Genomic DNA, 23,138 nt, shown 5'->3' on the forward strand with positions numbered 1-23,138 from the left:
CAGGGAGTTCCATGACCACCGCCGCCACCCGTCACAGCGACCGGAGGATCAGCCCGGTCTTCCTGGGCATCCTGGCCGTGACGGCGGTCACCGGCTGGGCCACCTGGACCGGGTTCGCCGAGCTGCCGGGCGTGGCCGTGTTCCTGTTCGTGACGGCCGCCTGGATCGTCTCCCTGTGCCTGCACGAGTACGCGCACGCGCGCACGGCGCTGCACAGCGGCGACATATCGGTGGGCGCCAAGGGCTATCTCACGCTCAACCCGATGAAGTACACCCACGCCCTGCTGAGCATCGTGCTCCCGGTGGTCTTCGTGATCATGGGCGGGATCGGTCTGCCGGGCGGTGCCGTGTTCATCGAGCGCGGCCGGATCCGGGGGCGCTGGCGGCACAGCCTGATCTCGGCGGCGGGCCCGCTGACGAACGTGCTGTTCGCGGTGGTGTGCACGGCGCCCTTCTGGCTGGGCGCGCTGGACGGCGTACCGGCCGACTTCCGGTTCGCGCTGGCCTTCCTCGCGCTGCTCCAGGTGACGGCGGCGATCCTGAACTTCCTGCCGGTGCCGGGTCTCGACGGCTACGGCGTGATCGAGCCGTGGCTCTCCCACGGCGTCCGCCGCCAGGTCGAGCCCTTCGCCCCCTTCGGCCTCCTCTTCGTCTTCGCCCTCCTGTGGGTGCCGGCGGTGAACGGCGTGTTCTTCGACGTGGTCGACTCCCTGCTCGGCGCGCTCGGCATCCACGAGCTCGACACCTACTGCGGCTACGACCTGTTCCGCTTCTGGCAGGACACGAGCGGGGTCTGCCCGGTCAGTTCGTGACCGGTCCGCCGTCCCGCGCGGCACGGCCGCGGCGCACGTAGTACCAGGTCATGTTGGACGACAGGCCCGCCAGGAGGATCCAGACGACGCCGATGAGCACGCTGCCCCGGACGAAGGAGACGACGGCCGCGGCGACGGCGAGGAGGCAGACGGCGAGGGCGTAGAGGGCGAGGCGGGGCATGGCGGGGGGCTCCTGTCGGGGGACACTGCTTCGGCGTCCAGTGTCCCCCATCGCCTCATACGTCCGTGACGCGGAGCCCGGCGTGTGCCTTGTAGCGGCGGTTGACCGAGATCAGGTTGGCGACCAGCGACTCCACCTGGTGGGCGTTGCGCAGCCGCCCGGCGAAGACGCCCCGCATGCCGGGGATGCGGGCGGCCAGCGCCTGCACCGTCTCCACGTCGGCGCGGCCCTCGCCGAGCACCATCACATCGGTGTCGATCTCGTCGATCTCCGGGTCCTGGAGCAGCACGGCCGACAGGTGGTGGAAGGCGGCGGTGACACGGGAGTCCGGGAGCAGCGCGGCGGCCTGCTGGGCGGCGCTGCCCTCCTCCGGCTTCAGCGCGTAGGCGCCCTGCTTGTCGAAGCCGAGCGGGTTGACGCAGTCGACGACGAGCTTGCCGGCCAGTTCCTCGCGCAGGGACTCGAGGGTCTTGCCGTGGCCGTCCCAGGGCACGGCGACGATCACGATGTCGCTGCGGCGGGCGGTCTCGGCGTTGTCGGCGCCCTCGACGCCGTGCCCGAGTTCCTCGGCGGCGGCCCGGGCGCGCTCGGCGGCCCGGGAGCCGATGATCACCTTCTGGCCGGCCTTGGCGAGCCGGTACGCGAGGCCCTTGCCCTGGGGTCCCGTGCCGCCGAGCACGCCGACGACGAGCCCGGAGACGTCGGGCAGGTCCCAGGGGTCCTTGGCGGGGGCCTTCGCGGGCTGCTGTGCGCTGTCACTGGAGGTCATGGACCGACTCTATGTCCGCCCGCCGTCCGTCACCGTGTCGTGCCGGGGCGACGTGAGCGCCGTCACGCGGCCGTCCGCCGGGTCCCCGGGTCGGGTGAACCGGGGCCGAACACCGGCGGACGGGCGGGCGGTTGGGGCAGGATGCGGCGGCATGGACGCGGTACGGGTCGCACTGCTGCGGGAAGTGCTCGCCGGGACGGAGTGGCTGGGCGCCACCCGGCACTTCGCGGGGACGCTGCGCGGGTCGGTGGTCTCGCACGGGGGCGGGCTGCTGCTCGTGGGGACACCGGAGTACGAGCCGTGGCATCTGGCGGCGCACCTGGTCGACGAGGCCGCCTGGTCGGGCACACCGGAGCTGGCCCCCACGCTCGTCCGGCATGAGGCGTCCTCCTCGGACCCCGCGCATCTGGCGGTGGGCCTGGGGCGGCTGGAGGCGGCGCGGCGGGGTGAGACGCTGCTGGTGGTGGCGCCCGGAGAGGCGGCCGCCCCGCTGCTGGAGCGGGTGGGCGACGCCCGCCGGGCCGGCGCCACGGTGCTGTCGCTCGGCCCCGGCGGGGGCGGGCTCGCGGCGATGGCCCACGAGGTCCTGCCCGTCCCCGACTGCTCGGAGCTGGACCTGGACACGGTGCAGCACCTGGTGAGCGCGGCGGCCGGCGAGAACGCCCTGCCGGCCCGCCGGGGGCCGCGCCGCTTCCGGGACCGTCTGTCGCGCCTGGCCGACCTGCTGACGGCCCCGCCGCCGACGCGCTGGTAGCCGCGGGGCGGTGCGGTCAGCCGTCGTCCCGTTCACCCGCCGGGGCGTCGTGCCACTTGGGGTCGTTCTCCCACTCCAGGTTGCGCTCGCGCGCCGTCGCCATGGCGTGTTCCGCCTCGGTGCGGCTGGCGTACGGGCCGAACCGGTCCTTTCCGGGGCAGTCGGGGCCCTCCTCGACCTTCTTGTGCTCGAGGCAGTAGTACCACTCGCCCGGCTTTCCGGCCGTCCGCTTCTTGAACAGGGGCATGACCGTCTCCTTTCACCACGGAAGATGGTCCCCCGTCACCGCTGAATTAGACTCGCCGACATGTCTGGCCAGTCGCTGCTCGTCCCTGGGGAGCTGTCCCCCACCCGTTCCGTGCCCGGGAACATCCGCCGTCCCGAGTACGTCGGCAAGCCCGCCCCGACCCCCTACACCGGTCCGGAGGTGCAGACGCCCGAGACGGTCGAGGCGATGCGCACCGCGGGCCGGATCGCGGCGCGGGCGATGGCGGAGGCCGCCAAGCTGATCGCGCCCGGCGTGACGACGGACGAACTGGACCGGGTCGCGCACGAGTACATGTGCGACCACGGCGCCTACCCCTCGACGCTGGGCTACCGCGGCTTCCCCAAGTCGCTGTGCACGTCGGTCAACGAGGTCATCTGCCACGGCATCCCGGACACGACGGTGCTGCGCGACGGCGACATCGTCAACCTGGACGTGACGGCGTACATCGGCGGGGTGCACGGCGACAACAACGCGACCTACCTGGTCGGGGACGTGGACGAGGAGAGCCGGCTGCTGGTGGAGCGGACCCGGGAGTCCCTCGCCCGCGCGATCAAGGCGGTCAGGCCGGGCCGGCAGATCAACGTCATCGGCAGGGTCATCGAGTCGTACGCCAAGCGCTTCGGCTACGGGGTGGTGCGTGACTTCACGGGCCACGGCATCAACTCCTCCTTCCACTCGGGCCTGATCGTCCCGCACTACGACAGCCCGCACGCGACGACGGTGATCCAGCCGGGGATGACCTTCACCATCGAGCCGATGCTGACGCTGGGCACCCACGAGTACGACATGTGGGACGACGGCTGGACGGTCGTGACGAAGGACCGCAGGCGCACCGCCCAGTTCGAGCACACGCTGGTCGTGACGGACACCGGCGCGGACATCCTGACCCTGCCGTAGCGCCCGCCCGATCCCGCATTCCCGCAAGCCCGCCCTCCTCGGAGGGCGGGCTTCGTCGTGCCGTGGCAGGGTAGGGAGTTACCGACACCCTGTCGGCAAACTATTGACTTAGGTAAGCCTAACCAAGAAGATCTGGACTCATGGACTCCTTCTCGACCCTCATCCGCACCGCCTCCCACGAGCAGCATGTGGAGGCGGAGACGTCGACGTTCATGAGCGATCTGCTCGGCGGCCGCCTGGGCGTGGACGCGTACGCGCGCTACACCGAGCAGCTGTGGTTCGTGTACGAGGCGCTGGAGTCCGGCGCTCCCGGACTGGCGGCGGACCCGGTCGCGGGCCCGTTCGTGCAGCCGGAACTCTTCCGGCTGCCCTCCCTGGAACGCGACCTGGCCCATCTGCGCGGCCCCGGCTGGCGCTCCACCCTGACCGCCCTCCCCGCCACCCGCGCCTACGCCGACCGGGTCGCCGAGTGCGCCCGCACCTGGCCGTCCGGTTACGTCGCCCACCACTACACCCGCTACCTGGGCGACCTCTCCGGCGGCCAGATCATCCGCGGCAGGGCGGAGAAGACCTGGGGCTTCGCGCGCAAGGGCGACGGCGTCCGCTTCTACGTCTTCGAGGGCGTCCCCAACCCGGCCGCCTTCAAGCGGGGCTACCGCGAGCTCCTGGACGCGGTCCCGGCCGACGACCTGGAGAAGCAGCGCGTCGTGAGCGAGTGCAAGCGGGCGTTCACGCTGAACACGGACGTGTTCCGGGCGCTGGGCGAGGAGTTCCCGCTGTCGGCGTGAGAGCGGGACCCGGCCGGGCCGTCAGCGTTCCAGGTGGACCCGGCCGCCGATCTCCGTCCAGCCCTCCGGCTGGGGGGCCGTGAGGATCTGGGAGCCCGTGCCCTGGGTGATGTTCAGGGCGCGGCCCAGCAGGTCGGTGAGGAGCAGGGCCGCCGCGCCCGTCGCCTCGTCCTCGTCGATGCCGTCGTCGCGGCCCGGGAAGGCGCGGGCGCGGACCCGGCCGGCCGGCTCGTCCAGCCAGGCCCAGGCGTAGATCCACTCCCCCTTGGGCGGCACGGGCAGGTCGTCGACCTCGGCGGCGCTCGCGTACTGGCGCAGGGTGCGCGGCGGCACCCACTCCGCCCGCGCCTCGATCCAGCAGAACTCCCCGTCCTGCCGGGTGCCCACCACCCCGGCGGGGACGACCAGTTCGGGCACGTCGAGCAGCCAGCCGGTGCCGACACAGGGGTGGCCGGCGAAGGGCAGGCGCAGGGTGGGGGTGTAGATGTCGATCACCCCGCGCTCGGGGTCGTCGACGAACACGGTCTCACTGAAGCCGAGCTTCGCGGCGAACTCCTGGCGGTCTTCCCGCCCGGGCAGCACGGAGCCGTCGCGGACGACTCCCAGTTCGTTGCCGTATCCGCCGCGGGGGCCGCAGAAGACGCGCAGCACGTCGTAGTCAGTCACGGGGGCATTCAAGCATCGCGCGAGCGGCGAGGCCGTCCCCGGCCACGGGGCCGGCCGTCGGCGCGACGCCGCAGCCGGGCCGCATCCGCGGGCCGCGGGTCCGGGTCGGCCGGCTCGGCCTCGGCCATGTCCCGCGGTCGGGAGTGGCCCTGCTTCCGGCACGGGACGGTTTGACCTCCGCTTGACCCTGCCTGACCGGCTCTTGACCTGATCATGGCATTCGTTTTGAGCCAGCGTGATCGGGCCGTACTCAATCACCGCCCATGAGAGACGGATCACCGTGGGCACAGGTTTTCCCCAGCCTGTGCTTAGGTAAGTTAGGCCAGCCTCACCTTCACTCCGTGGGGCGGCATCGCGCATTTTCAGCCACCTGGGAGCCCTCATGCGACCCGCCAGACTCACGCTCCTCACCGCCGTCGCCACGGCGGCCGCCCTCGCCGCCGTCACCGGCTGCACCGAGAAGGGCGCCGACGCGGACGGCGACCGGGTCATCGGCGTGACGGCCACCGACGACACGTGCGAGGTGTCGACGAAGGAGTTCCCGGCCGGGCACGTCGAGCTCGCCATCGAGAACAAGGGCTCCAAGGTCACCGAGGTCTACCTGCTCTTCCCCGACGACCGGGTGGTCACCGAGCGGGAGAACATCGGCCCCGGCACCAGGCAGCGCGTCACCGCCGAGGTGAAGGCCGGCGACTACCGGATCGCCTGCAAGCCCGGCATGCGCGGCAAGGGCATACGCCAGGACGTCAAGGCCACCGGCGGGAAGGCCGTCAAGCGCGATCCCCGTCTGGACGAGGCCGTGGCCGCCTACCGCGCGTACGTGCAGGCGCAGGCCGACGAGACGCTGCCGAAGGCGGAGGCGTTCGCGAAGGCCGTCCAGGACGGTGACGTCGAGGCCGCCAGGAAGGCGTACGCGCCCTCCCGCATCGGCTGGGAGCGCACCGAGCCGGTCGCCGAGTCCTTCGGCGACATCGACCCCAAGGTCGACGTCCGCGAGGACGGCCTGGAGGACGGCCAGGACCCGGCGACCGACTGGACCGGCTGGCACCGTCTGGAGAAGGCGCTCTGGCAGGACGGGAAGATCGGCGACCGGGAGAAGGAGCTCGCCGGCCGGCTGATCACCGACCTCACGGACTGGCAGAAGCGGGTCGGCACGGCCGACATCACCCCGACCTCCATGGCCAACGGCGCCAAGGAACTCCTCGACGAGGTCGCCACCGGCAAGGTCACCGGCGAGGAGGAGCGCTACTCCCACACCGACCTGGTCGACTTCAAGGCCAACGTCGAGGGCGCCGAGAAGTCGTACGCGCTGCTGAAGCCGGTCGCCCGGGAGAACGACCCGGCGCTGACCCGGAACCTCGACAAGCAGTTCGCGGCGCTGGACGCCCTCCTCGACGAGTACCGGCCCGACACCACGTCGTACGAGTTCACCCCGTACGACAAGGTCGGCAAGGCCGACCGCAAGGAGCTGTCGGACGCCGTCAACGCGCTCGCCGAACCGCTGTCGCGGCTCGCCGCGGCCGTCGTGAAGTAAGGGAGGCCCCGATGACGGACGGCAACGCGCAGACGCCCTCACGGCGCGCGCTGCTCGGCTGGGGCGGCGCCGGGCTCGCGCTCGGCGCGGCCGCGGCCGGCGGCGCGGTGGCGGTGGCCCGGGCCGGCGACGAACCCGACGCGGGCGCCGGCGCCGGTGCGGCGGTGGCGTTCCACGGGGCGCACCAGGCGGGCATCGCCACTCCCGTGCAGGACCGGCTGCACTTCGCCGCGTTCGACGTGACGACCGACGACCGCGCCGAGTTCGTCGCACTGCTGAAGGAGTGGACCGAGGCCGCGCGCCGGATGACCGCCGGCCGCCCGGTCGGCGAGGGCGCCCACGGCGGACTGCCCGAGGCCCCGCCGGACGACACCGGGGAGGCGCTGGGCCTCGAGCCGTCCCGGCTGACCCTGACGATCGGCTTCGGCCCGTCCCTGTTCGACAGGTTCGACCTGGCCGGGCGGCGTCCCGAGGCGCTGGAGGAACTGCCGAGGTTCGCCGGCGACAACCTGGACCGCGACCGCAGCGGCGGCGACCTGTGCGTGCAGGCCTGCGCCGACGATCCGCAGGTCGCCGTGCACGCCGTCCGCAACCTCGCCCGCATCGGCTTCGGCCGGGTGGTGGTGCGCTGGTCGCAGCTGGGCTTCGGCAAGACGTCGTCCACGACGGCCGACACGCAGACCCCCCGCAACCTGTTCGGGTTCAAGGACGGCACCCGCAACATCTCGGGCGCCGAGACGGACCGGCTGGACAAGCACGTCTGGGTCGGGAAGAAGGACGGGCCCGACTGGCTGGCCGGCGGTTCCTATCTCGTCGCCCGGCGGATCCGGATGCACATCGAGACCTGGGACCGGACCTCCCTGCAGGAGCAGGAGGACGTCTTCGGCCGCGACAAGGGCGAGGGCGCGCCGGTCGGCAGGACGAAGGAACGGGACGAGCCGTTCCTGAAGGCGATGAAGCCCGACGCGCACGTCCGGCTGGCGCATCCCGACGCCAACGCGGGGGCGACGCTGCTGCGCCGGGGCTACTCCTTCACCGACGGCACCGACGGTCTGGGACGCCTGGACGCGGGGCTGTTCTTCCTCGCCTACCAGCGCGATCCGCGCACCGGGTTCATCCGCGTCCAGCGGAACCTGGCCCAGGACGCGCTCAACGAGTACATCCAGCACGTCGGTTCGGCGCTGTTCGCCGTACCGCCGGGCGTCCGCGACCAGGGTGACTGGTGGGGCCGGACGCTGTTCTCCCAGGAGGCGTGAGCCGTGTTCTCCAACTATCTGATCGGTCTGCGCGAGGGCCTGGAGGCCAGCCTCGTCGTCTGCATCCTGATCGCCTACCTGGTCAAGACCGGGCGGCGGGACGCCCTGAAGCCGGTGTGGACCGGCATCGGGGTCGCGGTCGCCCTCGCGCTCGGCTTCGGCTGCGCCCTCGAATTCGGCTCGCAGGAGCTGACGTTCGAGGCGCAGGAGGCGCTCGGCGGTTCGCTGTCCATCCTCGCGGTGTGCCTGGTGACGTGGATGGTGTTCTGGATGCGGCGCACCGCCCGCCATCTGAAGGCGGAGCTGCACGGCAAGCTGGACGCCGCGCTCGCCATGGGCACCGGCGCGCTGGTCGCCACCGCGTTCCTCGCGGTGGGCCGGGAGGGACTGGAGACGGCCCTGTTCGTGTGGGCGTCCGTGCACGCGGCCGGGGACGGCAGCCCGCGCCCGCTGATCGGGGTGGCGCTCGGGCTGGCGACGGCCGTGCTGCTCGGCTGGCTGTTCTACCGGGGCGCGCTGCGCATCAACCTGGCCAAGTTCTTCACCTGGACCGGCGGGCTGCTGGTCGTCGTGGCGGCGGGCGTGCTGGCGTACGGCGTCCACGACCTGCAGGAGGCCGACTGGCTGCCCGGCCTGACGAACCTGGCCTTCGACATCAGCGGCACCGTCCCGCCGGACAGCTGGTACGGCACGCTGCTGAAGGGCGTGTTCAACTTCCAGCCGGACCCGACCGTCCTCCAGGTCACGGTGTGGCTGCTGTACCTGGTCCCGGCGCTCGCGCTGTTCCTCGCCCCGGTAGGGTTCGCCTCCGGGAAGGGGAAGGTGAAGGAACCGGATGAGCAGGGATCTCGGCCTTCGAAGGCTCCGCGCGCACCGCAGGCTTGACCGGCGGGTGCTGGTGGCCGTCTCGGCGACCGCCTTGTCGGTGACGGCGAGCGGCTGTGTGGTGGTGCACGGTGAGCGCGAGGTGCTCCCGGCCACCACCCGCGCCGAAGCGGCCAAGGCGCTCGAGGAGTTCACGGCCGCCTACAACAAGGCCGACGAGGCATACGACGGTTCCCTGGACGCCGACCACACCACCGGCGCCCTCGCCGACATCGACGGGGCCCGGCTGAAGGCCGGACGGGCCAACAGCCCCGAGGGCAACACCCGGCACGTGCCGCTCGAGCTGACGGACGCGAAGTTCACCATCCCCGCGAAGGCCGGCTGGCCGCGCTGGTTCCTCGCCGACGCGGCCGGCAACAAGGGCGGCGGGACGCGCTGGCTGCTGGTGTTCACCCGCGACGGGCTGGACGACACCTGGGAAGTGGCCTATCTGACGCTGGTCGCCCCGGACGACATACCGGAGTTCAAGACCGACAAGGACGGGTGGGCCGAGGCCGTACCCGCGAACTCGACGGAACTGGCGGTTCCGCCGGGCGAGTTGAGCAAGGACTACGCGACGTATCTGAAAGACGGCGGGGACGCCTTCGCCGAGGGTCCGCACACCACCGGGTGGCGGGCGCAGCGCGGGAAGAAGTCGTCGCGGCCGGGTCTGGCCACGCAGTACATCGACGAGCCGATGACGAACGGCGACTACGCGCCGCTGGCGCTGCGCACCGAGGACGGTGGGGCGCTGGTGTTCTTCACCACCCGCCACTTCGAGAAGCAGACCGCGGCGGCCGGGGCGTCGGTGCCGACGCCGAACAAGGACGTGCTGGCGCTGACCGACGGGGAGATACAGCAGTCGCTGACGATGGAGTTCGTCTCCAACGAGGTGGCGCTGGCCCCGGCGGACGGTCCGGTGGAGGTTCTGGGGCGGATCCAGGGGCTGACTTCGGCCAAGGGCGAGTAGGGGGCCGGATGACCTTAGCCGTTCGCCGTCGGCGGGGCGCGGTGGTGATCCGCGGTCGGCCGGCGGTCTTCGTCAGCGGCGGATGGGCCAGGCCGTGCCGGAGTGGTCGGGCTGTTCGCCGGCGTGGCGGGCGCAGGAGTCGGTGAGGTACTCCAGCACGCTCAGCGGGTCCGGGAGCGGATGCTCGGGGCCGCGTACCCAGTGGACGGTCCGGTCGTCGTCGCCGGGGAGGCGGGCGGGCGGCACCAGGACGTAGGAACCGCGGCAGTGCCAGCGCAGGCCGGGGTGCTCGTCCATGGTCTCCGGGTGGCAGTCCAGCTCGCACGGCCACCACTCGTCCTCGTCCTCGGGGGTGCCGCGGGTGAGGGTGAAGAACAGCATCCGGCCGTCGTCGCTCTCGGCGACGGGACCGACCTCGATGCCCGCGTCGAGGAGCCGGGTGAGGGCCTCGCGGCCGGCGTCGAGGGGCACGTCGAGGACGTCGTGCACCATGCCGGTGGCGGTGATGAAGTTGGCCTGCGGCTGGTGGCGGGCCCAGCGCTCGATCTGGGCGCGGTCGGTGGTGGACTGCGTCTGCCAGGCGAAGGACACCGGGTGCCGGGCGGGGGTGGGACAGCCCACACGGTCGCAGGAGCAGCCGTAGCCGGCGGCGGGGTGGGCGGCGGGCGCCAGCGGCAGTCCCGCGTCGGCGGCGGCGAGCAGCAGTGCCTCACGGCCGCCCTCGTCGGGGGCCTGCTTCGGGCGGCGTCCACGCAGCCACTGGGAGAGCCTGCCCTGCCGGCCGGTCCGGCCGCCGAACTCCGCGCTCATCTATCCCCTCGCCTCGCCGTCGTGCGATCCAGCATGCCCTATGGTCCCACGATCGTGCGCGGCGGGGGGCCGGAGCGCACAATCGGCGCAGGTCGGGCGAGGGCGCCCGGACGGGACGAGGGGTGGCGAAAGGGGATGCGGGTGCGCCGCCGTGCGCGGGGCGCGGGGCGTGGGGCGCGCGGGGCGGGGGTGCGGGGCGGGGGTGCGTATACCGGTTCGGGTGCGGTTGGGGGGTGTGTGGTGGTGTGCGCCTCTAGCGTGGGCGCCATGATCACCAGTGTCGCGTTGACGGTCGTGGCTTCCGTCGTCTCGCTGACTCCCGGTCCGCTGGAGTGGGGCGGGGGGCCGCTGACGGTGGCCGCGCTGCCCCGCGTCCCGTACGTCGCCCACCGGGGCGGGGCGCGCGAGGTCCCGGAGAACAGCATGTCGGGGCTGATGGCGGCGTACCGGCGCGGCACGGCGCAGGTGCTGGACTTCGACACGCGGGTCCTGCGGGACGGCACGCCGGTCGTCTTCCACGACGCGACGCTGAACCGTACGACGTTCCTGGGCGGCGAGGTGAGCGGACTCGACGCCGCGGAGTGGCGGGGCGTACGGCTGCGGCCGCGCGACCGGCTGCCGGGGAGCTGGCGTTCGGAGCGGCCGCCGACGGTCGCGGAGGTGCTGGACCGGTTCGGCGGGCGGATCGTGCTGATGCTGGAGGCGAAGGATCCGCGCGGGCTGGAGCGGCTGGCCGCGCTGATCCGTGCCCGGGGGCTGAACCGCTCGGTGTTCGTCAACACCAACGACCCCGCGGTCGCGCGGCGCGTCCACGGGCTGGGGCTGCTCACTCAGCTGTGGCGGTCGGCGCGCCAGATGCGCACCGACCGTCCCGCAGCTTGGCGTTCCTACGTCGATCTGCTCGACGTCGACGTCAAGGCGCGGGACGCCGATCTGCGGCGTGCGGTGCGGTCCGGCATCCCGCGGGTGTGGGCCCACACGGTCGTCACCCCGCGTCAGCGCGACCGGGCGCTGGCGCTGGGCTGCGACGGGATCATCACGGACGCGCCGGGGAGGCTGGCCCGGCATCGGTAGGGGTGGGGGTGGGGGACGGTGGGCGGGGGGTGAGGCCGTAGAGGGCGTAGTCGACGAGGGTGTCGGTGTAGTCGTAGGTGATCGGGCCCGTGTACTGGAGCCAGCGCTGGGCCAGGGGGGAGACGAAGAGTTCCAGCGCGATGCGCGGGTCGACGTCGGGGCGGACCTCGCCGGTGTCCTGGGCGGAGCGCAGGCGGTCGACGTACAGCTGGAGCTGGGGTTCCAGCAGACTGGCGACGAACCTGCGGCCGAGTTCCTCGTCGACCACGCCCTCGGCGGCCAGCGCGCGGGACGGGGCCTCGAAGGCGGGGTCCCGCAGTTCGTCGACCGTGGCGCGCAGGACGTACTTGAGGTCGGCGGCGAGGTCGCCGGTGTCCGGGAGGGCGTGCGGGACGTGGCCGGCGGCGTGGGCGGCCTGCTCGGCCATGTCGAGGAACGCCTCGAGGAGCACGTCGGCCTTCGAGGTCCACCACCGGTAGATCGTCTGCTTGCCGACGCCCGCGCGGGAGGCGATGCCCTCGATGGTGGTCTTGGGATAGCCGACCTCGGCGACCAGGGCGAGGGCGGCGTCGTAGATGGCCCGCCGGGAGCGCTCGCTGCGTCGGGTGGCGTCGGGGGCGGACTGGTTCGCTGCCATGGGATGAACTTATCAGGTTGACAAGACGGTGCGTCTCGTCGGACAGTGGTGCGAGTCGTTGGCGAGACGGTACGTCTCGTATTGGAGAGGGGTTGTCATGGCGCGAGGTGGAGCGGGGAACATGCTGGGCGTCGGTGGCACGCGGCAGCACCTGGGGCGCAAGGCGCTGCGTGGTGGTGGGCGCGGGGGGCGTGTGGGGGCCGCCGGTCTCGACGCGCAGGCGCAGAAGCGGGAGTTGCTGCGCAGGCTGCGGGAGGAGCGTGCGGGAGGGAAGGGAGAGAGCGGGGAGAGGTGAGGCCGCCGCGGCTGGTCAGTGGCCGGTTTCTTCCGCCGGCGGCCAGGGGTCGCCCCAGTCGGTGTCCCGGGCCGCGCGGTACAGGTCGCCGTGGCGCTTGGTGACGGTGGTGCGGCTCAGGGCCGGGTCCGTCTCGCACAGGTCGAGGAGGACCTGGCCCTTGCGGATCTGCGGCTTGCGGACGACTCGGGCGGGGGCGGGGGTGGCGGGGACCCGGGTGGCGGCGACATAGCTGAACTTCTCGTCCTCGTAGGCGAGGGAGCCGCCCTTGATCCTGCGGTGCAGGGAGGAACGGCTGACCCGGGCCGAGAAGTGGCACCAGTCCGTGCCGGGGACGATGGGGCAGGCGGCGCTGTGCGGGCAGGGGGCGGCGATGCGGAACCCCGCGGCGATCAGGCGGTCGCGGGCCTCGATGACGCGGGCGTAGCCGTCGGGGGTGCCGGGTTCGACGATCACGACGGAGCGGGCGGCTCGGGCGGCGGCGTCGACGAGGGCGGTGCGGTCGGGGGCGGTGAGCTCGTTGAGGACGTAGGAGACGGTGACGAGGTCGGTGTCGTCGAGGGTGAGGGCCGCGCCGATGCGGGAGCTCTGCCAACGGGTGCCGTGCAGGGCGGGGTTGGCGGCGGCGAGTTCCTTGCCGAGGGCGAGGGCGGGTTCGGCCCAGTCGAGGACGGTGACGGGGCGGTCGCCGTCCCAGGTCGCGCTGACCGCCCAGGCGGCCGCGCCGGTGCCGCCGCCGATGTCGGTGTGGTCGGCGGGGGTCCAGGACGGGACGGCGTCGGCGAACGCCTCCAGGGCGGAGCGCACGGCCTCGAAGGTGGCGGGCATGCGGTAGGCGGCGTACGCGGCCACGTCGGCGCGGTCGCGGAGGATGGGGGCCTCGGTGGGGGTGGCGCCGCCGCGATAGTTGGCGATCAGCCGCTCGACGGCCTGCGCGGCCTGGCGCGCCGGGAGTCCGTCGAGCAGGCCGGCGAGGGCGGTGTGGAGGGGGGCGACGGCGTTCACCAGGCGATTCTACGGGGCGCCGGAGGGCGCCCAGGGGTGGTGGGTGGGTCGGTGCCGGGTCGGGGGTGGCCGTCCTCGGACTGGCGCGACTGCGCCGGCTGGAAGAGGTGGCCCGGCGCGGACGCGCCAGCCACTGCGGGCGGCCACCCCCGCCCCGTCCCCTCCACGCCGTGGGCGGCCACCTGCCGTCTACGGCGCGGCAATCCGCCGCCCTCCGCTCTCCGCGGGCAGGCGTGCCGCTGGGGCGACGGGGGTACCTCCCGCTCGAGCGAAGCCGAGAGTGGGGGAGGGTGGGCGCGACGGCACCCCGTGGGCGCCGGGCTGCGCACACCCGCCCCGGCCCACACCCACGCCGACCGCCCGCGACGCCGCCGCACTCCGCGGGCAGTCGTGCCACCGGGGCGGCAGCCCCCGCACTCCGCGGGCAGTCGTGCCGCAGGGCGGCACGGGTGGGCGCGACGGCACCCCGTTGGCGCCGGGCTGCGCAATCTCCCCCCGGCCCACACCCGCGAGGGGCACCCTGTCAGCGCCGGGCCGCGGAGGGGCGCCGGTTCAGCCCGGCGGGGGTGGCCGTAGCGCACCGGGACAGCCGCCTCGCCCGCTCACATTCCCCGGACCGACCGGGCCACCCGGGTCCCCGCCGTCGCCCTCGGCGTGCTGTCCGGCCGCGCCGGGCGCCGGGGGTGGACCGTGTTCGCGAGGAGGATCAGGTAGGTGTCCGTCGCCCGGTCCAGCACCAGGGACGTCCCCGTGAACCCGGTGTGGCCCGCCGCCCCCCGCCCCGCCAGCTCCCCCATGAACCACGGCTGGTCCAGGGCGAACCCCAGGCCGGGTGGGGTGAACAGCAGGTCCACGAAGTCGGGACCGAGGATGCGGGCCGGCCCGTACGACCCGCCCGCCAGCAGCGTGCGGCAGAACACCGCCAGATCCGGAGCCGTGGAGAACAGCCCCGCGTGACCCGCCACCCCGCCCAGCGCCCACGCGTTCTCGTCGTGCACCTCGCCCCGCAGCATCCCCCGGTCCGCCTTGGCCCACGGCCGCCGCTGGTCCTCCGTCGCCGCCGCCCCCGGGCACGGCCCGAAGCCCGTCGCCGTCATGCCCAGCGGACGCGTGATGCCGTCCCGTACGAGGACGTCGAGGGTCCGGCCCGTGATGCGTTCCAGCACGTACTGGAGCAGCAGCATGTTGAGGTCGGAGTAGCAGTACGTGCCGGGTACGCCGATGGGCTGCTCCGCGCGGAGCAGGTCCAGGCGTTCCGCGTCGTCGGCGCAGTCGTACAGCGGGAGTTCGGGGCGCAGCCCCGAGGTGTGGGTGAGCAGCTGGCGCACCGTGATGCCGTGCCGTGCCGCCGCGGTGAAGTCCGGCAGGTACGCCCCCACGCGGGCGTCGATGCCCAGCGTGCCCCGCTCGAGCTGCTGTACCGCCGCCACGGAGGTGAACAGCTTGGTCAGGGAGGCCAGGTCGAAGGGGGTGTCCACGGTCATCGGGACGCGAGCGGCCGGCGGCAGTTCGACGGGGGTGTCCGTCGCCTCGTCGTACGCCGTGTAGCGCACCGCCCAGCCCGCCGCCTCCCGGACGGCGAGCACCGGGCCGCGTCCGGCGACCACGACGGCTCCCGCAGCCCAGGGGCGGTCGCCGGCCGTGCGGGCGCGGACCTCGCGGACCAGGTGCCGGAGTTCCGCGGCGTCGAGGCCGGCCCGTTCCGGTGTGCCGTGGCGCAGTCGCGGCGCGCTCAGAAGCCCCCGCCCTTCGCGCTCGTCCGCCCGTTCCCCCACGGGCGGCACATTCCCAGGAAGCAGGCCAGCGCCACCAGGGCGGCGACCAGTTGGACGACGGCCATCGGGACGGCCGTGCCCTCCCCCGCGATCCCGACCAGCGGGGACGCGATCGCGCCGACGAGGAAGGACGAGGTGCCGAGCAGGGCCGACGCGGAGCCGGCCGCGTGCCTGGTGCGCATCAGGGCGAGGGTCTGGGTGTTCGGCATGGTGATGCCCATCGCGGACATCAGCACGAAGAGCGCCGCGGCCACGGGCACCAGCCCGACCTCGCCGAACACACCCGTGGACATCAGCAGCAGCGCCACCGCGGCGACGACCACGACGGTGAGCCCGACGCCGAGCACCCTGTCCAGCCGGACCCGGCCGACCAGCACCTTGCCGTTGATCTGACCCATGATCATCAGGCCGATGGAGTTGAGCCCGAACAGCAGGCTGTACGTCTGCGGGGAGGCGCCGTAGATCTCCTGGATGACGAACGGGGAGGCCGCGACGTAGGCGAAGAGCGACGCGAAGGCGAAACCGCCGGTGAGCATGTAGCCGGTGAAGCACCGGTCGGCGAGCAGGCCGCGCATCGAGCCGAGCGCCTCGCCGACGCCTCCGCGGTGCCGGTCGGCGGGCGCGAGGGTCTCCGGCAGCTTCGCCCAGACGACCGCCGTCAGCAGCACTCCGACGACCGTGAGGACGACGAAGACTCCGCGCCAGTCCGTCACCCGCAGGACCTGCCCGCCGATCAGCGGGGCCGCGATCGGCGCGATCCCGGAGATCAGCATCAGGGTGGAGAAGAAGCGGGCCATGGCCACGCCGTCGTACAGGTCACGGGCGACCGCCCGTGCGATGACGATGCCGGCGGCGCCCGCCAGGCCCTGCGCCAGCCGGAACGCGACGAGGAGTTCCACGGTGGGCGCGAACGCGCACAGCGCGGTGGCGACGAGGTAGACGGCGAGCCCGATCAGCAGCGGCCGGCGGCGGCCCCAGCGGTCGCTCATCGGGCCGACCACCAGCTGCCCCAGTGCCATTCCGGCCAGACAGGCGGTGAGCGTGAGCTGGACGGTGGCGGCCGGTGAGTGCAGGGACCGGGTGACCTCCGGGAGCGCGGGGAGGTACATGTCCATCGCCATCGGCGGGATGGCCGTCAGGCCTCCGAGGAGGAGTGTGACCAGCAGGCCGGCCCGGCGGCCGGGGGCCGCGCGCAGCGCCGTCAGGTCCGTGTCCGGTGCCCTGTCCTCCGTCGAGCTCGATATGGACGCCCCACCCTCGGGCATTGGCCCCTCCCTCTTCCTGCCGTCGGCTCCCTATGCTCTCAGCTCGTACGGAGTGCTCGGCGTCAACGGCGATGCCCTGGGAGCGCTTCCACGGGCATTGGTTCACGATGTGACGAACGACACGAGCAGGGTGGGACGGATGACAGAGCAGAAGGTGCGCTGGGGGATCCTGGCGACCGGGGGGATGTCCGCGACGTTCGCGGCGGACCTCGTGGACATGCCGGACGCGGAGGTCGTGGCGGTGGCGTCGCGGTCCCCGGAGCCGGCGAAGGCGTTCGCCGAGCGGTTCGGGATACCGCGGGCGTACGGCGACTGGGAGTCGCTGGCGAGCGACGAGGAGATCGACGTCGTCTACGTCGCCACCCCGCACTCGGCGCACCGCGCGGCGGCCGGGCTGATGCTGGGGGCCGGGCGGAACGTGCTGTGCGAGAAGCCGTTCACGCTGAACGTCCGGGAGGCCGAGGAGCTGGTCGCGCTGGCCCGGGACGGCGGACGCTTCCTGATGGAGGCCATGTGGATGTACTGCCACCCCATGGTGCGGCGGCTCAAGGAACTGGTCGACGGGGGTGCGATCGGGGAAGTCCGCAGTCTGCAGGCGGACTTCGGGCTGGCGGGGCCCTTCCCGGCCTCGCACCGGCTGCGGGACCCCGCGCTGGGCGGGGGCGCGCTGCTGGATCTGGGGGTGTATCCGGTGTCGTTCACGCAACTGCTGCTCGGGGAGCCGTCGGACGTGGTGGCGCGGGCCACGCTCTCGGAGGAGGGCGTCGACCTCCAGACGGGGGCGCTGCTCTCCTGGGAGAACGGCGCCCTCGCCTCGGTGCACTGCTCCCTGGTGGGCGGTACGGCGACCTCCGCCTCGATCACCGGGTCGCGGGGCCGGATCGACATCCCGTACGGCTTCTTCTTCCCGGACCGGTTCGTGCTGCACCGGGACGGCCGTGACGCCGAGGAGTTCACGGCCGACCCGGCCGACGGGCCGCGCAACAGCCTGAAGCACGAGGCCGCCGAGGTGATGCGGGCCCTGCGGGCCGGCGAGACGGAGTCGCCGCTGGTGCCGCTCGACGGCACCCTCGCCGTGATGCGGACGCTCGACGCGATCCGCGAACGGGTCGGCGTCCGCTACCCGGGGGAGGCGGAGGCCGTCACGCCGGCTTGAGCGGAGAGGGGACGGCCGGGAGCGATGTGAGGGTGCGGCGCGGTTCGGGCGGCTGTCGCGTGGTGAGGGGTCGTCAGTGAGGTGGCATGGGGGGGCATCCTCACATCCGGAATTTTGACGTCCGCACCATTGCGGCCGTCAGCCGCCCTATGCTCAACTCTCCTACACGAAAGCTTCACACTTGGAGCAGTCGGCTTCCGCGGACCATTTCCAGGGGGGAGGCGGCAGCCGTTCCATGCCACCGGGTGGGGGTGGGCCCGCGCGGGACCGCGGGCGCACACCGGTGAGTGGAACGGCTGCCGCACACAACGCCCCCGCGAGCGGGGTAACCGACCGGTTTCCCTCGCCCACCTCCCGGCGAGTACACCCGGGGGCCGCCGGAATAGGTGCCCGGCCGGAAAACACCGGACATTAACGAGCGCCGACAAGACCCGGAAAACCAGCCAAATTGCGCGGCGCGCAACCCGTTCGGGCGGGAAAATGAACCCCTCTCAAGTTTGTGGTCCACCCCTTTGAAAGTTGCTCAACAATTCCATAATGAGCGAACAGTCGCATTCTTTCCAATTGACCGATTGGGCAGCATCTCGCACCACTTCCCCCTGCTACCACAGGTATCAGGGGCGGCAATGGCGGCTCACCGGCCGAAGATGGCAACTAGCGGCCACCTCCGTGACTCTACGCATCGGTAACCGGCCGGTCGGGAGCTGAAACGGAATCAGACCTGCCGGTTCATTCGCTCGTTGTGCATCTTGCTGTCACGCACCCCTCCACAGGAACTGGATATCGTCGTCCAGTCGTGATTACCTACACCTGATTTCGGCCACGCTGTGGGCACAATCCCTACGATCCGTCCTCACAGTGCGATTCATTGCCAAGGAGGCAAGCATCCACAGGTGGTACGAGATTTAATTTCCGGTTCAATCAATATGCCGAGCGGGGGCCGGCGGTGACGCCGGGGCGTCACAGCTGAGGCAACCAGGGCCGGTCAGCGCGCGGCGAAAGCAATGTGGAAACAATCATGGGGGCTCACGCGTGGCTGGCACTGTCTTCGATCTGCAAACCGACGTCGAACTCGAGGAAAGCGCCCCCCGGGGGCACTCCGCCCGCCTTGAACAGACGCTGTTGCAGGCCCGCACCCTGATCGAGTACACCGTGTCGCTGCACCGCAGGCGTCCGGCAACGGTGTCAGGCATGACCCACACGGACGCCGAGGTCACCGCCGAGACCCTCGACCGCCTCATAGGCAGGGCACGCCGCTCGGTCAACGTCGCGCTCACCGGATCGGCCGGCTACGTGGAGGCCGTACTGCGGCGCCTGGTCCAGGTGCCGAGCGGCGTGACCGTACGGGTGCTGTGCAATCCGGCCGCCCTGGACGTCGCGCCCGCCCGGCTGCGGAGCCTGCCCACCGTGCGGGTGCTCCGGCACGAACTGTGCGGCATCGTCGTGGTCGACGGGATGTCCGCGTTCCTGCGGCTGGGCAACGAGGGGGCGGCCGACGAGAGGGCCGCGGTCGTCACCGACCGCGCCGCCGTCAGCACCCTGCAGCTGCTCTACGCCGGGGCCTGGTCGCGCGGCCGCCGGCTCGTCGACCACCCCGAGCCCAGCCCCCGGCTGAGGTCCGAGCTGACCCGCCGCATCCTGGAGCAGCTGCGGTCCGGGCGCACCGACGCCACCGCCGCGGGCGCGCTGCAGGTGTCCCTGCGCACCTACCGCCGGCATGTCGCCGAGATCATGCGGGAACTCGACGCGTCGTCACGCTTCCAGGCCGGCGTGCGCGCGGTCGAACTCGGGCTGCTGCACGAGACGAGGTGACCGTCCGGGCGGCGGCGCCGCCCGTGGTCCTGGCACGACTCAGGGAGCGCAACATCAGCGAGGAATGGGGGCACGAGGTGTGCGGCCAATCGGGGGACGACTTGGAGCATGCTCTGCTGCAGGTCAGAGAGTTGATCGAGTCGACGATGCTCATGCATCGGGACCGGAGCCGACGGGAGCAGCTCATCACGGCGCTGCCCGGCGGCCACGGACAGCTCATCGGCGTCACACGGGAGCTGATGGGGCAGGCCACCGGCACCATCGACATCCTGCGGTCCCGGTTGCCGGGCACCGGCAGCCAGCTGGAACGGATCGGGCTGCTCGAGGCCGATCTGCTGCACTTCGCGCGGGAGCGGGTCTCCGCCCGTTTACTGACGGGGCCCGATCTGGTCGGGGACTCGCTGGGCGGCTGGCTGCCCGACCGCCGGCTGATGATCCGGGTGGCCCGGCTGCCGCCTTTGCAGGTGCTCATCGCCGACCGTGCCACCGCCCTGGTCGTGGTCGGCTCCCCCTCCGAGCGGCGGGCTTCGCTCATCAAGGCGCCCGAGGTGCTGCTGGCGCTGTGCACGCTCTTCGAGAGCATCTGGCACAGTTCCGCTTCGCCGGCCGAGCACCTCGCGTTCGGCGACCGCGACCGGGCGGTCCTGGTGCGGCAGATACTGGGCGCCATGCGGGCCGGGATCACCGACGAGGTGGCCGCCCGCGAACTGACCGTCTCCGTACGGACGTACCGGCGCTACGTCGCGGAGATCATGGCGCTGCTCGGTGCCAGCTCCCGGTTCCAGGCGGGTGTCCGGGCCGCGGAACTCGGGCTGCTGCCGCCCGGGCAGCACGGCACCCACCGGGCGTGAGGGGCCCGCAGGTTCCTGAAACGCACGTTGCCCCGTGGCGGGCCGGGCAGTTCGATGGGTCCCCAGGGAACGGGGGCATTCTCGCCGGGTGCCTCCGTGACCGGAGGTTCCCCCCGTAGCCACCGGTCGCGGGGACCCGTACCGGATCGGTCCGGTACGGCTCCCCGCGCCCTGGACGAAGTCCGTCGCGGAAGGTGGATCCATGGGTGAGCGTCCGATCGGTCTGGTGTTTCCCGGGCAGGGAACGCAGCGTCAGGCAATGGGCGCGCCCTGGCGGGACACCCCGTCGTGGGGGATCACCGCGGAGATCTCCGAGGCCACCGGGGAGGACGTCGCCGACCTGCTGCTGCACGCCACGGCGGAGCGGCTCCGGCGGACCGACCTGGCGCAGCTGTCGGTGTTCTCGGTCGCGATGATCGCCCACGCGGAGGCGGTGCGCCGGGAGGCGTTCGACGGGCCCGTGGTCGCCTGTGCGGGGCACAGCCTGGGCGAGTACGCCGCCCTCACCGCGGCCGGGGCGTACACGCTGCCCGCGGCGGCGGCCCTGGTCGCCGCGCGCGGCCGGGCGATGCGGGAGGCCGCGGCCGGCCGCGAAGGGACCATGGGGGTCCTGGTGGCGGCGCCGCTCGAGGACGTGGAGCGCCTGGTGGTATCCGTGCGCGAGGAGGGCGGGGACGTGTGGGTCGCCAACGTCAACGCCCCCGGTCAGACCGTGGTCTCGGGCGCGCCCGAGGGGGTCGCGCGGGTCGCGGACGGCGCCGCCTCGATCGGTGCCAAGTTCATCCGGCTGCAGGTCGGCGGCGCCTTCCACAGCCCGTACATGGCTCCGGCCGCCCAGTCGCTGGCGGCCGCGCTGAAGGACACGGCGACGGCTCCCCGGCATCTGCCGGTGGTGGCCAATGTGGACGCGCGGCCCTACGACGGTGTGGGCGGCTGGACCGAACTCGGCACCCGCCAGCTCACCTCGCCGGTGCTGTGGGAGGAGAGCGTGCGCACCCTCACCGGCCCGCTGGGCTGCGGCCGGCTCGTCGAACTCGGGCCCGGGCGCACGCTGGCGGGGCTGATCCGCCGTATCGCCCCGGACGTCGAGGTGGTGTCCGTGGACGGCCCGGCCGCCCTGGACTGACGACGGTTCGAGCGGAAGAGACTCCGACACCATGGAAATTGTTTCCGACGGCACGCGGCCCGTCCCGGCGGCCGGCCCCGCGGCGGCCGCCGCGCCGCGGGAGTGGATCAGCGGTATCGGCGTGCTCGACAAGGCGTCCGTGCTGCTGGAGATCGTGGAGCGGGCGCCGGCCCCGCTGAGCGAACTGGTGACCCGCAGCGGGCTGTCCCGGCCCACCGTGCACCGGATCGCGGTGGCGCTGGAGCGGCTCGGGCTGCTCGCCCGGGACTTCCGCGGGCGGTTCGTGCTCGGCCCGCGGCTCGGCAGCATGTCCGTCGAGGCGCGCTACGACCGGCTGGCCCAGGCGTCGGGTCCGGTGCTGGCCGATCTGCACGCCCGTACGGGACTGGACGCCCGGATCCTGCGGCGCCGCGGCCGGACGCAGATCTGCGTGGCGACCTGTGCGGAGGGGGCGCTGGGGCCCGACGGCGCCGAGCGGGTGCCGGTCGGCATGTCCCGGCCCGCCTCGGCCGGACCGGTCGCGCTGGTCCTGCTGGCCTGGCAGGAGCCGGAGGAGATCCATCAGGGCCTGCGCGGCGCCCGGTTCACCGCGGCGCACCTCGCCCAGGTGCGCCGCCGGGGCTGGGCCCGCGGATCGGACGTCATGCAGCCCGGCGACACCGCCTTCGCCGTGCCGGTGCGGGGTGGGGACGACCGGGTGGTCGCCGCGCTGTCGGTGTCGGGGCCGACCGGCCGGATGGACGCGCTGCCCGGCCGGTGGCTCGGCGCGACCGTCTTCGACGCGGCCGCCGCCCTGGCCGACGCCCTCCACCGCGCCCACGCGACCCCGTCCACGCCCCCGGCCGCCATGGGCGCGAGATGACGCCCGTCCCGGCCTGACGAACTCTGCGGCCGGGGGCCGCCAGTGGCCTCCGGCCCGGCGTGACGCCCCGGCACCGCCCGCACCCGCGGGCCCGGCCACCATGAGCGCCGGACACCTCCGCCCCGGCAAGGCCGAGCGGAACCCGCGCCGGCGACCATGGAAGCCCGGTGAATTCCGCCCGGGCGGACGGCCGCCGCGACAAGGGCCGGTGGCCGCACACGAACACGCGCGGCCCGCCACACCCTCGCCGACCCGCCCGGAAGCGGGGGCGCCGTCGCCCTCGCAGTCACCGGCCCCGGTGACCAACGGCCCGCTCAGGACGGTGACTCGGCGAGGGTGAGCAGCACCCGCCAACAACTGGCCACCGGCCCCAACCCGGGACCCGCTACGCGTACCCGCTGGATCCGTCCCGGCGGCGCCGCGACCCGGCGAGGACGAACCCCGGCCGATGGCCGCACACGAACACGCGCGGCGCGCCACGCCCTCGCCGTCCCGCCCGGAAGCGGAGGCGCCGTCGTCATCGGAGTCACCGGACCCGTGACCACCGGCCCGCTCGGGACGGTGACTTGGCGAAGGTGACCAGCGCCCGCCGACAACGGTCATGGGCCACGCCCCAGGGCCCGCCACGCGTACCCGCTGGATCCGGCCCGGCGGCGTCACCGGCGAGGACGAACGGCCGCCGCGACACCGGCCGATGGCCGCACACGAACA

General features: G+C 73.0%; 24 protein-coding genes. 15 read left to right on the forward strand and 9 right to left on the reverse strand.

All coding sequences use genetic code 11. The features are described from left to right. Positions 1-11: 11 nt before the first annotated feature. Positions 12-812 carry a site-2 protease family protein gene (locus CNQ36_RS10100; RefSeq protein WP_004931973.1) on the forward strand — a complete coding sequence of 267 codons (801 nt, stop codon included), beginning with the start codon at positions 12-14 and terminating at the stop codon, positions 810-812. Here the strand turns inward: CNQ36_RS10100 and CNQ36_RS10105 are convergent. Further along, positions 802-1,044 carry a hypothetical protein gene (locus CNQ36_RS10105; protein ID WP_004931971.1) on the reverse strand — a complete coding sequence of 81 codons (243 nt, stop codon included), beginning with the start codon at positions 1,042-1,044 and terminating at the stop codon, positions 802-804. The genes CNQ36_RS10100 and CNQ36_RS10105 overlap by 11 nt on opposite strands. A gap of 4 nt (positions 1,045-1,048) precedes the next feature. Further along, entirely contained in the window at positions 1,049-1,762 is a 714-nt protein-coding gene (npdG, locus tag CNQ36_RS10110; protein ID WP_004931969.1) for an NADPH-dependent F420 reductase, read from the reverse strand. 151 nt (positions 1,763-1,913) lie between these two features. Here npdG and CNQ36_RS10115 point away from each other — a divergent pair, with 151 nt between their 5' ends. Next, positions 1,914-2,516 carry a hypothetical protein gene (locus CNQ36_RS10115; RefSeq protein WP_004931966.1) on the forward strand — a complete coding sequence of 201 codons (603 nt, stop codon included), beginning with the start codon at positions 1,914-1,916 and terminating at the stop codon, positions 2,514-2,516. A gap of 16 nt (positions 2,517-2,532) precedes the next feature. Here the strand turns inward: CNQ36_RS10115 and CNQ36_RS10120 are convergent, their stop codons facing one another. Then, the gene (locus CNQ36_RS10120) at positions 2,533-2,763 is read right to left on the reverse strand and encodes a hypothetical protein (protein ID WP_121545734.1); all 231 of its coding nucleotides are present in this window, start codon (positions 2,761-2,763) and stop codon (positions 2,533-2,535) included. A 60-nt stretch (positions 2,764-2,823) separates the two neighbouring features. On the opposite strand from CNQ36_RS10120, the gene map reads away from it, so the two are divergent. Together map and CNQ36_RS10130 are read left to right on the forward strand one after the other, a co-directional pair. Continuing rightward, positions 2,824-3,681, forward strand: coding sequence for a type I methionyl aminopeptidase (map, locus tag CNQ36_RS10125; RefSeq protein ID WP_004931963.1), 858 nt, complete (start codon positions 2,824-2,826; stop codon positions 3,679-3,681). A 140-nt stretch (positions 3,682-3,821) separates the two neighbouring features. After that, complete coding sequence (locus CNQ36_RS10130) at positions 3,822-4,469, forward strand: biliverdin-producing heme oxygenase (RefSeq protein WP_004931961.1); 648 nt, start codon at positions 3,822-3,824, stop codon at positions 4,467-4,469. 21 nt (positions 4,470-4,490) lie between these two features. On the opposite strand, the gene CNQ36_RS10135 is transcribed toward CNQ36_RS10130, so the two are convergent. Further along, positions 4,491-5,135: a PhzF family phenazine biosynthesis protein gene (locus CNQ36_RS10135; RefSeq protein ID WP_121545735.1), complete on the reverse strand. Its 645-nt coding sequence runs from the start codon at positions 5,133-5,135 to the stop codon at positions 4,491-4,493. A gap of 382 nt (positions 5,136-5,517) precedes the next feature. Here CNQ36_RS10135 and efeO point away from each other — a divergent pair, with 382 nt between their 5' ends. The 4 genes from efeO to CNQ36_RS10155 are packed head-to-tail and all read left to right on the forward strand — an operon-like array spanning position 5,518 to position 9,759. Beyond that, positions 5,518-6,669, forward strand: coding sequence for an iron uptake system protein EfeO (gene efeO / locus CNQ36_RS10140; RefSeq protein WP_121545736.1), 1,152 nt, complete (start codon positions 5,518-5,520; stop codon positions 6,667-6,669). Between the two features lie 11 nt (positions 6,670-6,680). Next, positions 6,681-7,925, forward strand: coding sequence for an iron uptake transporter deferrochelatase/peroxidase subunit (gene efeB / locus CNQ36_RS10145; protein ID WP_121545737.1), 1,245 nt, complete (start codon positions 6,681-6,683; stop codon positions 7,923-7,925). Between the two features lie 3 nt (positions 7,926-7,928). Continuing rightward, a complete protein-coding gene (gene efeU, locus CNQ36_RS10150) occupies positions 7,929-8,810 on the forward strand; it encodes an iron uptake transporter permease EfeU (RefSeq protein ID WP_004931954.1) in 882 nt (293 codons plus the stop codon). Then, positions 8,761-9,759, forward strand: a complete 999-nt coding sequence (locus tag CNQ36_RS10155; protein ID WP_040907354.1) for an SCO2278 family lipoprotein — start codon at positions 8,761-8,763, stop codon at positions 9,757-9,759. The genes efeU and CNQ36_RS10155 overlap by 50 nt, the downstream gene beginning before the upstream one ends. A gap of 72 nt (positions 9,760-9,831) precedes the next feature. Here CNQ36_RS10155 and CNQ36_RS10160 read toward each other — a convergent pair whose 3' ends face one another. After that, positions 9,832-10,569 carry a bifunctional DNA primase/polymerase gene (locus CNQ36_RS10160; protein ID WP_121545738.1) on the reverse strand — a complete coding sequence of 246 codons (738 nt, stop codon included), beginning with the start codon at positions 10,567-10,569 and terminating at the stop codon, positions 9,832-9,834. A 267-nt stretch (positions 10,570-10,836) separates the two neighbouring features. Here CNQ36_RS10160 and CNQ36_RS10165 point away from each other — a divergent pair, with 267 nt between their 5' ends. Next, positions 10,837-11,643, forward strand: a complete 807-nt coding sequence (locus CNQ36_RS10165) for a glycerophosphodiester phosphodiesterase (RefSeq protein ID WP_163013227.1) — start codon at positions 10,837-10,839, stop codon at positions 11,641-11,643. Here the strand turns inward: CNQ36_RS10165 and CNQ36_RS10170 are convergent. Continuing rightward, on the reverse strand, positions 11,606-12,280 hold the full coding sequence (locus CNQ36_RS10170; RefSeq protein ID WP_121545740.1) for a TetR/AcrR family transcriptional regulator: 675 nt from the start codon (positions 12,278-12,280) through the stop codon (positions 11,606-11,608). The two genes, CNQ36_RS10165 and CNQ36_RS10170, sit on opposite strands and share 38 nt — an antisense overlap. Before the next feature lie 97 nt (positions 12,281-12,377). Between CNQ36_RS10170 and CNQ36_RS10175 the strand changes: the two genes are divergently transcribed. Beyond that, on the forward strand, positions 12,378-12,575 hold the full coding sequence (locus CNQ36_RS10175; protein ID WP_121545741.1) for a DUF6243 family protein: 198 nt from the start codon (positions 12,378-12,380) through the stop codon (positions 12,573-12,575). Between the two features lie 15 nt (positions 12,576-12,590). Here the strand turns inward: CNQ36_RS10175 and CNQ36_RS10180 are convergent, their stop codons facing one another. The 3 genes from CNQ36_RS10180 to CNQ36_RS10190 form a co-directional block, all read right to left on the reverse strand. Then, on the reverse strand, positions 12,591-13,580 hold the full coding sequence (locus tag CNQ36_RS10180; RefSeq protein ID WP_390420435.1) for a small ribosomal subunit Rsm22 family protein: 990 nt from the start codon (positions 13,578-13,580) through the stop codon (positions 12,591-12,593). Positions 13,581-14,182: 602 nt separating this feature from the next. Continuing rightward, the gene (locus CNQ36_RS10185; RefSeq protein ID WP_121545743.1) at positions 14,183-15,355 is read right to left on the reverse strand and encodes a serine hydrolase domain-containing protein; all 1,173 of its coding nucleotides are present in this window, start codon (positions 15,353-15,355) and stop codon (positions 14,183-14,185) included. Beyond that, positions 15,313-16,620 (reverse strand): multidrug effflux MFS transporter, encoded by a 1,308-nt coding sequence (locus CNQ36_RS10190; protein ID WP_121545744.1) that lies wholly within the window; start codon positions 16,618-16,620, stop codon positions 15,313-15,315. Before CNQ36_RS10190 ends, CNQ36_RS10185 begins: the two co-directional genes overlap by 43 nt. Before the next feature lie 139 nt (positions 16,621-16,759). On the opposite strand from CNQ36_RS10190, the gene CNQ36_RS10195 reads away from it, so the two are divergent. From CNQ36_RS10195 to CNQ36_RS10215, 5 genes are all read left to right on the forward strand, one after another. Further along, on the forward strand, positions 16,760-17,776 hold the full coding sequence (locus tag CNQ36_RS10195) for a Gfo/Idh/MocA family protein (RefSeq protein ID WP_121545745.1): 1,017 nt from the start codon (positions 16,760-16,762) through the stop codon (positions 17,774-17,776). A 1,191-nt stretch (positions 17,777-18,967) separates the two neighbouring features. Then, positions 18,968-19,588 (forward strand): helix-turn-helix transcriptional regulator, encoded by a 621-nt coding sequence (locus CNQ36_RS10200; protein ID WP_228312937.1) that lies wholly within the window; start codon positions 18,968-18,970, stop codon positions 19,586-19,588. Continuing rightward, a complete protein-coding gene (locus CNQ36_RS10205) occupies positions 19,585-20,439 on the forward strand; it encodes a helix-turn-helix domain-containing protein (protein WP_228322584.1) in 855 nt (284 codons plus the stop codon). The genes CNQ36_RS10200 and CNQ36_RS10205 overlap by 4 nt, the downstream gene beginning before the upstream one ends. Before the next feature lie 202 nt (positions 20,440-20,641). Next, entirely contained in the window at positions 20,642-21,565 is a 924-nt protein-coding gene (locus CNQ36_RS10210; RefSeq protein WP_121545746.1) for an ACP S-malonyltransferase, read from the forward strand. A gap of 31 nt (positions 21,566-21,596) precedes the next feature. Further along, positions 21,597-22,427: an IclR family transcriptional regulator gene (locus CNQ36_RS10215; protein ID WP_121545747.1), complete on the forward strand. Its 831-nt coding sequence runs from the start codon at positions 21,597-21,599 to the stop codon at positions 22,425-22,427. Positions 22,428-23,138: the final 711 nt, after the last annotated feature.

Origin of the sequence: Streptomyces fungicidicus (genome assembly GCF_003665435.1) — a bacterium.
Lineage (GTDB): Bacteria > Actinomycetota > Actinomycetes > Streptomycetales > Streptomycetaceae > Streptomyces > Streptomyces fungicidicus.